Here is a 14069-nt window from a genome sequence, read left to right as displayed (position 1 = left end):
AATAGCTTATTTTTACTTGATTTTTTGTAAACATAAACTTTCATAATAATTTTTATCAAATATTATGGAAATTATTTTATTATCTTATATTAAAGTTATTAAAAAAATCACTCATATCAAGTATTGTTTTTTTATCATTAGATAATAAAAGTATTTCATAATTTTCTTCAAATGACTCTTTTGTCCAGTTTAAACTTCCTATTAAGGCAGTCTCATTATCAAAAATAGCTATTTTAGTATGTAATTTTTTATCAGGAATAATTACTTTAATATCATTATCTTTTAAATATTTGTATATATCATTGTCATCTTTTACTTTTTCTTTATCTAAAACAACTTTAATTTCTACACCTCTTTTAGATGCTTTTACTAACTCTTTTGCCAATTTTTTATAAGAAAAATTATACATAGAAATTTCTATACTATCTTTTGAGTTATTGATTAATTCAATAATTTTATCTTTTGCTTCATCTGCTTGCTTTGGGAAAAAATATACATGATTTGGATTTATATTAACTTCATTTGCAAGTAAAGCAGAAGTAAAAAAAATAATAAATAAGAAAATCTTAAATTTTAATTTAAACATAAAAACTCCTAATTAAATATTTCAAATAATTCTTTTGGAATTTTTGAAGGTTTATAATTTTTTAAAAAAGCTAATTTAAAAGTTCCATAAAATAATAACTCATTATCTCGATAAACTTCCTGTTTCATAACAATAGAGGCTGCTTTTTTTTCAATAAGTTTAGTTTTTACTTCAAGTAAATCACCAAATACAGCAGATTTTAAATATTCAGCTTCTACACTTTTAACCACAAAAAATTCATCACCATTATGTGGAGATAATCCTTTTTGAAAAAACAATTCCGAACGTGCACGTTCACAAAATTTTAAATAATTAGCATAATATACAACATTTCCACAATCTGTATCTTCATAATAGACTCTTATTTGCACTTAATAACCTCATATATTTAATATTTAAATTCATTTTACACTCTTAAGTGTAAAGATGATGTTAAATTTAAAACTTAAATATGCTAAAATCAATTTTCAAAATTGTATATATTTAAAGGTGTTTTTAGTGTCTATTTTTGCTTTACAATCGTTAGCAGGTGGTTTTCTAGATGAAGATCTAGAACATTTTAATAAAAAATTTGATGATTGGTGTATTCACTTTGAGACCTATGAAGATGCTATGAGTACAATGAAAAGTCTTGAAGATCAAGAATCTATAGATATTGTTGAAATTACTCCCTTGACTTATCCAAAGTATTTTTTTACTAATCTTCAAGGTACAATTTATGCAACAAGACAGATTGAAGATAAGATTATTTGTGTTGTAGAACCACAAATGGGTTCTAGTTTTAGAATCGCAATATGTGATCTTAAAACAAGTAATGTAAGGTTAACAGCAACTCACTATAAAAATATCCCAAGTATTGAAGGTGCTTTTGCTAATTTTGGAGATATTTGACTGTATAATCAGGCTTAAAACCAATTAGTTTTAAGCTGATTTGTTTATAGTTAAAGTTTTTGCTTTAACTACTCTTTTTAAATAAATAACCCCAAGAGCTGGTAATGTTAATTCAAGACTATACTCTTTATTATGCATTTGCTCTTTTTTTGCACTTAATTTACCAATATTCCCATCATTTGAGCCTTGGTAGTAAGATGATTGAGAGTTGAATATTTCTTCATAATCTCCATCATATGGAACACCTATTTTATATTGGCTTCTTTTTGAATCTGAAAAATTACATAAAACATAAATATTATCTTCTTCATTATCAGATTTTCGAATATAGCTTATGCAATTGTGTTGATAATCCCCATTATCTATCCATTCAAAACCAGCTTGTTTTTCATCATATTGATGTAAGGCTTTTTGATTTTTATATATTAAATTGAGATCTGATAGCATTTTTTTAAGCTTTGAATGATAAGGATTTTCAAGCATATGCCAATCAAGACTTCCCTCATAATGCCATTCTGAATATTGAGCAAGCTCCCCACCCATAAAAAGAAGTTTTTTCCCAGGATGTGACATCATATATGCATACATAACTCGAAGATTTGCAAATTTATGTGCTTCATCTCCAGGCATTTTATTTATAAGTGAACCTTTCATATGCACTACTTCATCATGAGAAAGTGGAAGCATAAAGTGTTCATCAAAGGCATACCATAAACTAAAAGTAAGTTGTGAGTGGTGATGTTCTCGATAAATTGGATCATAACTCATATATTTTAAAGTGTCATGCATCCAACCCATATTCCACTTAAACCCAAAACCAAGACCTCCTTGTGATGTGAGTCCCGTAACCATAGGCCATGCTGTTGATTCTTCTGCTATCATCATAATGTCAGGAAATTCTTTATAAACACTTTCATTAAGTTTTTGTAAAAAAGCAACTGCTTCAAGGTTTTTATTTCCACCGTGTTTATTTGGTATCCACTCACCCTCTTCCCTTGCATAATCAAGGTGAAGCATGGAAGCTACAGCATCTACTCGAATACCATCTACATGATAAATATCGAGCCAAAACATAGCAGAACTAATCAAAAATGATTTAACTTCATTTCTTCCATAGTTAAAGATTATACTTCCCCATTCAGGATGATATCCTTGCCTTGGATCATCATGTTCATATAGTGCTGTTCCATCAAAATTGATAAGTCCATGCATATCTACAGCAAAATGAGATGGAACCCAATCCATAATAACCCCAATATCATTTTTATGAAGCTCTTCAATTAAGTGCATTAAGTCCTCAGGCTCTCCAAAACGAGAAGTTGCTGAAAAATATCCAACTACTTGATATCCCCAAGAACCAAAATATGGGTATTCACTAAGGGGCATAAACTCAACATGCGTATAGTTCATTTCTTTTAAATATGGTACAAGTTCTACTGCTAATTCTTTATATGTAAGATAACGATTATTCTCAAGAGGATTTCGTCTCCAAGAACCTACATGCATTTCATAAACACTTATTGGTGCATCACAAGCATTATTTTTATGTCGTTTTTGCATCCATTTTTTATCATTCCATTTATAATTATCAAGTTCATAAATACGTGAAGCTGATTTTGGAGCAACTTCACTATAAAAAGCAAAAGGATCACTTTTTTCATGAACTATATTATGAAACAAAGAGACAATATGATATTTGTAAGTAAGGCCAATCGTTACATCTTCTATAAAGCCCTCCCAAATTCCAGATTCATCGTCTCTTAATTGTAAAGGGTGAGCATCGATTTCATAGTTATTAAAATCTCCACGAACGCAAACAGATTTTGCATTAGGAGCCCAAACTGCAAAATGAACACCTTTTTTTCCTTTATGTGTCATAAAATGAGCACCAAACTTCTCATACATTTTTGTATAAGAGCCTTGCTTAAAAAGATAAATATCCATTTGAGTTAATGTTGATAAATTGTAGTACATTTTGTGTTGCATATTTATTCCTAGTTATTCTTAGATATTATTACTATTTAAACGACCACTAATTATATGATGATAAATCTCTTCATAACCTTGAGCTGCCTTACTCCATTCGTAACGCTTACTCATGGCATTTGTACGAAGTGCATTTATACCTTCTTTATCATTATAATATATATCCACAGCCCATTGAACAGTATTTAATAAACCACTTGCTGTTGCATCATAAAATTTAAATCCTGTACCACTTTTATGGTAAGCATCATAGTTTTCTATTGTATCATCAAGTCCACCTGTTGCTCTTACTATTGGAATAGTTCCATATCTTAAACTATATATTTGATTTAATCCACATGGTTCAAAAAGTGAAGGCATTAAAAACATATCACTTGCAGCTTCTATTTTATGAGCTATTTTATTATCATATCCAATATAGCTTGCAAATTTTTCTGGATATTGTTCCGCTTTTTCTTTAAAGAATTTCTCAGCCCATTTTTCACCAGTTCCTAAAAGCACTATTTGTATATCCATTTCAAGAATTCTGTCAAAACAACTTGCAATTAAACCTATTCCTTTTTGTTCTGCTAAACGACCAACAAAACCAATCATAGGAACTTCAGAACGCTGTGGTAGATTAAATTCTTTTTGAAGTTCTGATTTACATTTTTCTTTTCCTTCTAAAGAATCAATATCGAAGGTATATGGTATTAATTTGTCAATTGATGGACTCCATTCTTCATAATCAACACCATTTAAAACACCAAAAAGTTTATATTCATAAGTGTTAATTAAACTTTGTAAACCAAATCCAAACTCTGAAGTTCGTATCTCTTGAGCATATTTTTTACTTACAGCATTTATAGCATCAGCATGAACAATTCCACCTTTTAAGAAATTTACTCCATCATACTCTTCAAGTTCATTAACTGTAAAATGTTCCCAACCAACACCTAATACATCCATCGCACCCTTATAAAACTTTCCTTGATGCTCTAAATTGTGAATACTTAAAAGTGAGCCTGTATTTTTAAAGTTTGAATCAAAAGCATAAGTAGTATTTAATAATAAAGGAATATGCGCTGTATGCCAATCATTTGCATGTATTACATCAGGTCTAAAATCAAGCTTTTTAGCTAGTTGCATTACTGCTTTTGAAAAGAAAATATATCTGTTGTCATTATCACTAAAACCTTCAGAATCTTCACCATATAAACCTTTTCTTCCGAAAAATTCATCATACTCTATAAAATAAATAGGTACATCACTTTGTGGTAATCTACCTTCATAAACACCTGCCCACATTTCACCCATACTTCCCATATGGACACTTAAAGCACCTTCAAGAAGTTTAAGATTATATTTTTCTTTATCAACAACGTAATATCTAGGCATTACAACTCGAATATCATGCCCTAAGTTTTTTAAAGCTTTAGGTAAAGCTCCTGAAACATCAGCTAAACCCCCACTTTTTGCAAAAGGTACGACTTCTGATGCTGCTAATAAAATATTTAATTTTTCCATTTTTTCTCTTTTATAATTGCTTATATAATTTATCATATAGTTTTGCACTATTTTTCCATGAAAAATCACAAAGCATATTGTGTTTTACTATTTTGTTATACTCTTTTTTTGTTCCATAAAGTTTCATAGCTTCATTAAAACTATCAATCAAACCATTACTTGATACTTCTTCAAATAAAATTCCATATCCTTTAGTAGAATCCTTATCAAATAGATTATAGTCATGAACTGTATCTTTAAGACCACCTACTTTATGAACTATTGGAATTGCACCATAATTCATAGCTATCATTTGATTTAATCCACACGGTTCAAAAAGTGAAGGCATTAAAAGAAAATCAGCAGAAGCATACATTTGATGAGATAAAACTTCATTATATTTAAACTCAAAATGAATATTATCGTATCTATTTACAATTTCTATAATTTTCTCTTGGTATTTTTCCTCACCATCCCCTAAAATTGCTATATTGCAATCATTTGAAGCAATTTGTTCAAGACTATCTATTAGTAAATCAACTCCTTTTTGCTCTGTAAATCTACCTATGAATATAAAAAGAGGTTTAGTGATACCTTTTAAATTTTTTTCTTTTAAATAACTTTTTTTATTAAGCTTCTTTTGAGTCAAATTAGAAAAAGGATATTCTAAAAGTTTATCTTTACAAGGTGTGAAATGCTCACTATCTATTCCATTTATAATACCTGTTAATTTATTTTTGTGATATCTTAGAAAGCCATCTAAGCCACAACCAAAAGGTACAGTTAGAATTTCATCTGCATAACTTTGACTTACAGTTGTTATAGCATCACTATATGCAATTGCAGCTTTTATAAAATTCATTTGACCATAAAACTCTAAAATATCTATTGTAAAATATTTTGAATCAATTCCTATTTCTTTTAAAGTTTCATATGAATATAAACCTTGATATGCAAGATTATGAATAGTAAAAAGTGTTTTTGTATTAATTTTATTCTCTTCTTGAAGTAATAGTGGAACTAAGCCAGTTTGCCAATCATTTAGGTGAAGTATTGTATAAGTGTTAACCCTTAATAACTCTATAATTGCTCGGCAAAAAATTGCGAAACGTAAGGCATTATCACTATAACCACTTGTTGGTGTACCATATAAAAATTCTCTGTCACAAAGTAAGTTAGAGTATATAAAAATATACTCTACGCCTTCATAATTACATCCAAATAGTTCTACTTCATAATCAATATCATTCATTGAAATATTAAAGTTTTTTTTCAAAGATTTTATTGCATATTTTTTTCTATCAACACTTGAATATAAAGGCATAACAACTTTAATCTCATAACTATCTTGTAAAGCTCGAGGAAGAGAATGTGCAACATCAGCTAATCCGCCAGTTTTTGCAAAAGGATAAATTTCACTTGAACAAAATAGTAATGATTCTTTAGTCATTTTGGCTCTCCCTTAAAAGTTTTGCAGCTACTTCAGGAGCAACAGGATTAATCAAAATATCTGTTTCTTGCTCAAAGCCACCATATTTAAAAATACGAGGAATAATTTTAATATAAAATCTATTTGCTTCATACATAGAGCTCAACAACTCTTCATTAAAGGTATTCTTTTGAAGAGGTGGAGATGAAAGAATAAGATTAAAATTTAAATGTTTTAGCTCTTTTTTTAATTTTTTTAAGACTAAAAGAAGCAATGATGCTAACTCTTCTATAGAATCATCACTTAATGTATCAATCTCTCCTAATGCTTTTCTTGAACTAATCATTATTTCAAAAGGATGAGAACTAGCATATGGACAAAAAGCTGTAAAATGCTCACTTGAAGTTACTATTCTAATTCCATCTGCTTTTATTTCTTCTTCAATTAGAACTTGAATAAGTGAATTTTGATTATGTTTATAGTGCTGATATAATCGTTCATACTCTTCTCTTTTTACTTTTGAAACAATTGGAAGTCCTATGATTTGAGTATGAGAGTGTGGTTGTGTACCACCTGCTTCAACACCTTCATTTTTAAATAAAGAAAGAGATGCAATTCGCTTATCTTTTCTCAAATCTTTTACACGTAAACTTAGTGTTGTAATCCAATCTATTACATTTTGCTCACTCCATTGTGTCATTGAAGTAAAATGTTCTGCTGTATCTATTAAAACTTCATGTGCACCAAAACCATCCCAATGTTCAAACATTCCATAATGATGTTCATGCGGGGCTTCTATTTGTACTGCTTTATAAAGATTTGGTACAACTCGTGTTTTCCATCCTTTTTCATTTGCAAAGCTATCACTTGAACGCATTGCAAAGATTTCAGGAGGAGTGAATTTTTCATTTCCTTCACAAAATGGGCAAACTCTTTTCTCTGCACGACGTTCTACGTCATAAATTTCTCCTGAAGGACGATGAAGTCTTTCCGGTGCGATAATAACATATGAATCTTTTAAACGGTCATAACGTATATCAGACATCAAAAACCTCCAAAGAACCAAGAATATTTAAAGAATCTTCAAATGAAGTTTTCATAGCAAAACTTACACCTTGAGTACTTAAATCAAAACCATGTTCACTTTGTGAAAGTGTTTTTAGTTGGAAATAATAAATATCACAAGAAATTTGCATTTGTATAATGATTTTCTGATTAAGGGCCAAATCTTCAATTTCTAAAATATGAGTGTTTTCAAAAATACCACTCTCTTCTAAAAGAATGCCATTTATATATACTTTCTCATAATCTGCAAAATGAAAATTATGTTCCATCACATAATTAAATTTTCCTTTTGCTTCTGTATTTAAAGCAAGAAAAAATTCAAAACCATTTTTATTTAAAGTATAAGTTTTACATAGCGTTGTATTTTTCTTTTCTTCTAAATAAATTCCTCCATCACGAGAAAAACAAATACTATTTTCTGTTTTTTCCATTTCAAAAGCTTGATTAGCAAAATCACCAAATTCTTTGAAGTTTGCATATTTGAAATTATCTAAATTAAAATTTACATCACTAATATGATCAACAAAAGAGTTTTTTAAATGCCAATCATAAATTATAGAATTTTTTAGTTCATCTGAAACCTCTACTGCTGCGTGATGAATTGTATCAATACCATCAACTTCATGTTCTTTATGTTCTTCTATTTTTGGATTAAGTAAATGCTCATGATAAGCTTCTTTTCGTCTCATTAGAGTATTTTGCCAGTTGAATTCATGGGCTCTTGAATCAAACTCTACTAGTTGTCCACCATTTACGCAGTCAAATCTAAAGATAAAATTTTGGGTAACTGCTTTTACTTTTTCATAACCATCAAGCTCATTCATATCACTTTGTAAAATCGTTTTTTTACCATAACGAATATTTTCAGCTTGAATTATATAAGTATATACATTGTCACGAAGATTTGGAAGATATAAACCTCCAAAAACACCATGCCATAAAGAGTCATTTGCTTGTGATTTATGTAATGCTAAATCAAATTTTTTCTTTTTAACTTCGTTTTTTGCTTTTGAGAGTTCTAAAGTACGTTTATGAATACGATTACTCTCTTCATATTTAACTAAGAAGTTTTTCCAAATTCCACCTTTTAAGAATTTTACGCCTTCATCTTCATAAACTTTCTCACCCATTTGTTTTTTAAACTCTTGAAGTTTAAGTGCGTCATTTGCTCTTAAGCTCCATTCTCCCATTTCATAATAAGAAGCATTAGGTAAATAAGCTATTCCCCTTGGTTTTTCATTTTCAAAATAAGTATCAAAATGCATAGTTTCGATTGTTTCATCTGCAAGTACAGCTTGAACAAAAGACTCTAACCATTTTTTTTCATAAACCCATTCATATGTTCCTGGCCACATTCCAAACTTTTCTGCATCATCAAAGATAATTGCTGCTGAGTTTTCTTTTCTTGTAAATAATTTAATAGCATCTATTGCACTTGAAACATTTAAAAAAGGTATTGCATATCGGAGTTTTTTATTAATAGGAAAAAGTCCCATAGTAGAGCCACCCTCTTCACTCATAAAATACCCATCTAAAATCTCTTCATCAAAACCAGCACATTGGAAATGGTAATCATCCATTACGGTGTATTTAACACCTGCTTTACTTAAATCTGGAATTAAAGCTGATTCCCAAACTCTCTCAGTTAGCCATAAACCTTTTGGTGTTTGTTTGAAATCTTTTTGTATTGAATTACTTAACATCTCTATTTGAGATACTCTATCTTCTGAAGGAATTACGCTTAATATTGGCTCATAATATCCTGCAGAAAAAAACTCTATACTTCCATGATCTGCTAGATATTTTATATTTTTATAAACTTTAGGATGCTTCTTTTTTATCTCTTCCATAAGCCAACCACTACAATGAACTGCAAATTTAAACTGTGGATATTTGCTCATAACTTCAAAAAATGGTCCATAACAAACCTCTACACCATGTTTAATTACCCAATCAAAATTATCAATTGGTTGATGCATATGAATTCCAAAAAGTAGTTTAGTAGTATTTTTCATATTTTTTCCATTTTTGTTTTTTACACAAACCAATTAGCTGTGTATTTTTCATCTAAATTTATGGCAAGTGCACCATAACCTGGCATTGTTTGAATAATCTCTTTTCCTTGAAGAATTTCAAAACGTAAATGAATTTGCCTACATTCTACGCAATTCATTTTTGAAAGTTCTAACTCTATACGCTCATCAATTGCAAATTTAACACCATTTTCACTGTAATCTTCATTCATTGAAAATGAAATTGTTCTTTGCATCTCTTCTATATAAATTTCAAGTACAAGATCTGATGTTTTTAGGGAATTCATTTCACCTTCAAAAGCTAAATATATATTATTATCATTTTGACCATAATATATTTTTTCTATTGGACCTCGAACTCTATCCATAGTTGAATAGAGTTTACTTTCATCTATACTTCCAGCACCCAACCACTCAAAAAATGAGCTATCTTTACCATCAATAAGTGGTGAAATAGAACATTGAGGTTTGATTAAAAAAGAGGCTTCACTTTTATGTGAAATAATAGGTATAAATAAATCAGCTGGTGGATGAGCATTTAAAAGTTTATAAATAAGAATTAAATGCTCTCTAAATAGTGTATCAAACTCTGATCCAAACTCAGTTACATGGTCATCTCCATACCACCAAAACCAGTCACTACATTGGGCCACTAGAAATTGAGACTGAATCTCTTTCTTAGTATCTTCAGATATATCTTTTTTGTGATGTTCATAGTCACGTTTTGTTTGATAAATAAGTTCCCAAGCACGATTTTTCTCACTATGTCCAGACCAAGTATCAAAATTACCATGAATCCAACTTCCCGAAGCTAGTTTTTCTAAAGTTCCTCTATTTTTTATTTTACTTGCTTCATCCATAGTAACTGTTTTGCACCAAGTTGTTGAGACAAAACGGCTATAAAGAGTATTAAAAAAATCATAGGCATTATCATGAAAGAATTCCCAAGCATTTTCACCATCTAAGATAACAAAAACAGTTGAATCTTCTTTTGTAGCAATTGGTTCAAGTATTTGCATAAAATGATCACTTGCATCTTTTCCTGATTTAAATCTATAATTAAAACCAATAAGATCGCTTAAAGCATGATCTCTAAAGCCAATACTAAGACCATTAAAATCATAAGGCTTATATAAGTTTGCTCTTGTATCATCTTCAAGTGAGCGAAAAAGAATAGCTTCATCAGTTGCTATCCATGAAATTCCTCGCTCTTTATAAATTGCAATACTCTCTTCATCAACAGCTCCCTCAGCAGGCCAAAAACCTCTTGGCTTAGAACCAAAAGTATCTTCAAAAAGCTTAATGGATCTTTCAACTTGCTCTATTGCATCATCCCTTAAAGAGATATGATTATCCACTATTGTTGTATGTTCATTTGCATATTTTGCATTTTCCATATTTAATAATAATGGTAAAATAGGATGATTATAAGGAGTTGTTGAAAGTGAAATAATTCCTTGCTTTTCTAAAGAAGCATAAAAAGGTAAAATTGTTTTTATAAACTCTGTTAAAGTATCCAGAAGTTTTATCTTATCTTCTTGTGAATATTTCTTCTCTTTTTTGAATAGTTCTTTTACAAAAATATTTTCATGTCTTAGATAATTTCCACACCAAGAAAGCATAAAAAGTACTTCAAAATCAATTAGTTCATTATCATTAAGAACTTCTTTATTATAAAGAATTCTAAATTGTTCTATTGGTTTAACCATAGTTTCATACTGCGTAGATTTACATGTTTTGATTAACCAAGTTCTTTCTTTTTCTTCTAGCTCTTTGGGCTCTTTAGCCCAAAGAGCTAAAAAATAGTCGTTTTTAAGTGGTTCTTTGTATAGGTTTAATTGCTCTATAAGTGGTGCTGTGATATTAAAACTTGCCTTAACTCCTTTATACAAACTAAGAAGCCAAGGCATTTCATAATAGTCTTTTATGCCATGAAGAAAAACCCATGGCATACTCATTACTCCATCCATTCCCCTATAATCTGGCTGATGCATATGCCAAAAGAAACATAGGTTAAGTGAATTTTGTGACATTACGGTCTAGACCACTCTAAAATTTTAGCACTATAAGTAGCTAGTATTTCTTCACCTTTTGCAGTAGTCTCAGCTTGGATATAAATATTTAAATGATCATTATATTGATCAGGAATCATTAGTATCCAATCATTTTTATCAAGCCAAATTTTTACTCCATCAAGAGTTGAAGACTCTTTACCATGTGCATCTTCAAGGAACATTCGCATCATTTTTCCTTTTAATGCTTGAGGACATTTTATTTCTGAAGATTGATAATAAAAGCTAGGCATTGAAGCTATAACTTTTGATAATGTAACATCTAAAGAAATCATCATTTCTAAAATTTTTAAAATTGCATACATTGAATCACGGTGAGTTGAGAACTCTATAAAAGTAAAGTTCCCCTCTCCTGTTGCAATAAGATCATATTTTTTTAACTGTGCACTTGTAAAATTCGAATATTGTCCACGTGAAATATTTAAAGAATCAAAATAAACTATATCAGCAGCCCAAGTTGGAAGAAAAACATTTTTCTTAACCCCTTCTATTTTTGCTTTCATATTTAATAGTGTTAATACAGCATATAATGAGCCTTGTTTACCAAGAGGAATTCCATCATCACACATAATATCTAAACGTTGACCATAAGGATAAATCATAAATCCAGCATTTAATTTAAGAGCCTTTACAACTGCACTCATATCTTCAGTTGATCGTTTTATAAGTTTATTTATATTTGCTAAACTTGGCTCATCATCATAAGCATTAAACATAATATTATCAATACCCATTTCATTTAAAATATCAGGGAATAAACCAGAGGCCATTCCATGCATCATATCAACTGCAACTCTAAATCCTACACGTTTAAATTGATGTGATGAAAGTACATTTTGTATTGATTGTTTATACATTTGGTACTCTTTAACTTGATCAGACTCATAAATTTTTCCAATTTTTGAGTAATCAACTCTTCGAAATGCATCTTTAAAAAACGCTTTTTCAATTTTTTTAGAGATATCATTATTTATTCTAAGTGCTTCATGATTGTAAAATGTAAGAACTGTACTAGAAGCATCTTCAAGTTTTTGACCAAAATATACACCTGCTGTATAATCATCATGATTTACTAAACTATGTCTAAGTACTGCTGATGGAAGATCTTTATAATCTATTACATTTACACCTGCTGATAAAAGACCTCCTAAAAATGCACGTTTAAGCATTCTTGAGTTTTTATGATAATCCCTTGAAACAAGTACAGTTGAACCAACAGGAAGTTGAGCTCCAAATGCTTCTGCTAATTTTGTAACCATTTCACAAGAAAGCTCTACATTTGAATGCCCCAATACCATTCCATTTTCAAAAATAGAATTTTTGTATTTACTTCCTAAAATAAGACTATTACTTACAATTGAAGCATCTTCTATTATTTTATCTGCCCAAATTGTTACATCTTTTTCTACAGTAACTAATTGACCAATTTCACAACCCTCTGCTAAAATAAGACCTGCTTTTACTGTAACATTTTTCCCAATTGAATTATTATTACAAATTACACAAGAATCTAACATAGCATTTTTATCAACTACAACATCATTCCATATTACTGTATTTCTGATTTTTGAATTAATTCCAATACTTACATTGTCACCTAAAACAACATTACTTAATTTTACGCCTTTAGCTAATTTTACATTTTTACCTAGTACTACTGTTCCTACTATTTCTATGCTTTTATCAAGTTCATAAGGAACTTCACTATAAAGTACACCATCTGGGAAAGTTACTTTTTTCCCAGGAATTTTGATATTTACTTTTCCAGTTAATATATCTTCGTAAACATCACGGTAACTCTCTGGATTTCCTACATCTCTCCAATAACCTTCTGCATTTCCAGCTATTAGTTCAACACCTTCTTTCATTAAACGAGGGAAAAGATTTTTTCCAAAGTCATAGTTTTCATTTTTTGGAATATATTTTAAAATTTCTGGTTCAATTATATAAATACCTGTATTGATAGTATCACTAAAAACTTCTCCCCAACTTGGTTTTTCTAGGAATTTTTCAATTTTACCATCAGCATTTGCAATAACAACACCAAACTCCAAGGGATTTTCTACAGATGTAAGAGTGATACTTAGTTTTGCATTTTTTTCTTTATGATAATCAAAAATCTTTTGAAAATCAAAATCAGTAACTAAATCTCCACTAATAATAATAAAGTTTTCATCACCAATTAAATCTTCAGCAAGTTTTACAGCTCCCGCAGTTCCAAAATCTTCATCAGGAACTACATATGTAATTTTAATACCAAAGTCACTTCCGTCACCAAAATAATCTTTTATTATTTGTGGCTTGAAGTAAAGTAAAACGATAAACTCTTTAATACCCAAGTCTCTAAGAGTCATCATTGTATGTTCCATCATAGGTTTATTTATAATTGGTAACATTGGTTTTGGACGAGAATTTGTTAGTGGTTGGATTCTTGTTCCAAAACCACCGGCCATTACTACTGCTTTCATCTGCGCTCCTATAGGAAATATAATTCTGTGTAAGATATTCTATCTTAATTTAAA

General features: G+C 29.7%; 10 protein-coding genes. 1 reads left to right on the top strand and 9 read right to left on the bottom strand.

The genetic code is table 11. The features are described 5' to 3' along the window. Positions 1 to 79: 79 nt before the first annotated feature. The gene (locus ABVS04_RS07460; RefSeq protein ID WP_368030054.1) at positions 80 to 586 is read right to left on the bottom strand and encodes a phospholipase D-like domain-containing protein; all 507 of its coding nucleotides are present in this window, start codon (positions 584 to 586) and stop codon (positions 80 to 82) included. 8 nt (positions 587 to 594) lie between these two features. After that, positions 595 to 957 carry a YbgC/FadM family acyl-CoA thioesterase gene (locus ABVS04_RS07455; RefSeq protein ID WP_368030053.1) on the bottom strand — a complete coding sequence of 121 codons (363 nt, stop codon included), beginning with the start codon at positions 955 to 957 and terminating at the stop codon, positions 595 to 597. A 127-nt stretch (positions 958 to 1084) separates the two neighbouring features. Here ABVS04_RS07455 and ABVS04_RS07450 point away from each other — a divergent pair, with 127 nt between their 5' ends. Next, positions 1085 to 1477, top strand: coding sequence for a hypothetical protein (locus ABVS04_RS07450; protein WP_368030052.1), 393 nt, complete (start codon positions 1085 to 1087; stop codon positions 1475 to 1477). A 30-nt stretch (positions 1478 to 1507) separates the two neighbouring features. Here ABVS04_RS07450 and glgB read toward each other — a convergent pair whose 3' ends face one another. The 7 genes from glgB to ABVS04_RS07415 are packed head-to-tail and all read right to left on the bottom strand — an operon-like array spanning position 1508 to position 14015. Continuing rightward, positions 1508 to 3463, bottom strand: coding sequence for a 1,4-alpha-glucan branching protein GlgB (glgB, locus tag ABVS04_RS07445; protein ID WP_368030051.1), 1956 nt, complete (start codon positions 3461 to 3463; stop codon positions 1508 to 1510). A gap of 18 nt (positions 3464 to 3481) precedes the next feature. Further along, positions 3482 to 4969, bottom strand: a complete 1488-nt coding sequence (locus tag ABVS04_RS07440) for a glycogen synthase (protein ID WP_368030049.1) — start codon at positions 4967 to 4969, stop codon at positions 3482 to 3484. Between the two features lie 10 nt (positions 4970 to 4979). After that, positions 4980 to 6398 (bottom strand): glycogen synthase, encoded by a 1419-nt coding sequence (locus ABVS04_RS07435; protein ID WP_368030048.1) that lies wholly within the window; start codon positions 6396 to 6398, stop codon positions 4980 to 4982. Beyond that, entirely contained in the window at positions 6391 to 7422 is a 1032-nt protein-coding gene (locus ABVS04_RS07430; protein ID WP_368030047.1) for a DUF4931 domain-containing protein, read from the bottom strand. The genes ABVS04_RS07435 and ABVS04_RS07430 overlap by 8 nt, the downstream gene beginning before the upstream one ends. Beyond that, positions 7415 to 9457 carry an alpha-amylase/4-alpha-glucanotransferase domain-containing protein gene (locus tag ABVS04_RS07425; RefSeq protein ID WP_368030046.1) on the bottom strand — a complete coding sequence of 681 codons (2043 nt, stop codon included), beginning with the start codon at positions 9455 to 9457 and terminating at the stop codon, positions 7415 to 7417. The genes ABVS04_RS07430 and ABVS04_RS07425 overlap by 8 nt, the downstream gene beginning before the upstream one ends. A 20-nt stretch (positions 9458 to 9477) precedes the next feature. Next, the gene (locus tag ABVS04_RS07420) at positions 9478 to 11508 is read right to left on the bottom strand and encodes a glycoside hydrolase (RefSeq protein ID WP_368030045.1); all 2031 of its coding nucleotides are present in this window, start codon (positions 11506 to 11508) and stop codon (positions 9478 to 9480) included. Then, the gene (locus ABVS04_RS07415; RefSeq protein WP_368030044.1) at positions 11508 to 14015 is read right to left on the bottom strand and encodes a sugar phosphate nucleotidyltransferase; all 2508 of its coding nucleotides are present in this window, start codon (positions 14013 to 14015) and stop codon (positions 11508 to 11510) included. Before ABVS04_RS07415 ends, ABVS04_RS07420 begins: the two co-directional genes overlap by 1 nt. Positions 14016 to 14069 lie beyond the last annotated feature (54 nt).

Origin of the sequence: Arcobacter sp. s6 (assembly GCF_040884245.1) — a bacterium.
Taxonomy (GTDB): Bacteria; Campylobacterota; Campylobacteria; order Campylobacterales; family Arcobacteraceae; genus Aliarcobacter.
Note: the sequence above shows the minus strand (reverse complement) of the source record. Positions and strands in the feature narration are given on the sequence as shown.

What these genes read in the sequence shown, in the direction of transcription:
- ABVS04_RS07460 (WP_368030054.1), bottom strand. Translation starts at nt 586, where the DNA reads ATGTTTAAATTAAAATTTAAGATTTTCTTATTTATTATTTTTTTTACT.
- glgB (WP_368030051.1), bottom strand. Translation starts at nt 3,463, where the DNA reads ATGCAACACAAAATGTACTACAATTTATCAACATTAACTCAAATGGAT.
- ABVS04_RS07440 (WP_368030049.1), bottom strand. Translation starts at nt 4,969, where the DNA reads ATGGAAAAATTAAATATTTTATTAGCAGCATCAGAAGTCGTACCTTTT.
- ABVS04_RS07435 (WP_368030048.1), bottom strand. Translation starts at nt 6,398, where the DNA reads ATGACTAAAGAATCATTACTATTTTGTTCAAGTGAAATTTATCCTTTT.
- ABVS04_RS07430 (WP_368030047.1), bottom strand. Translation starts at nt 7,422, where the DNA reads ATGTCTGATATACGTTATGACCGTTTAAAAGATTCATATGTTATTATC.
- ABVS04_RS07425 (WP_368030046.1), bottom strand. Translation starts at nt 9,457, where the DNA reads ATGAAAAATACTACTAAACTACTTTTTGGAATTCATATGCATCAACCA.
- ABVS04_RS07420 (WP_368030045.1), bottom strand. Translation starts at nt 11,508, where the DNA reads ATGTCACAAAATTCACTTAACCTATGTTTCTTTTGGCATATGCATCAG.
- ABVS04_RS07415 (WP_368030044.1), bottom strand. Translation starts at nt 14,015, where the DNA reads ATGAAAGCAGTAGTAATGGCCGGTGGTTTTGGAACAAGAATCCAACCA.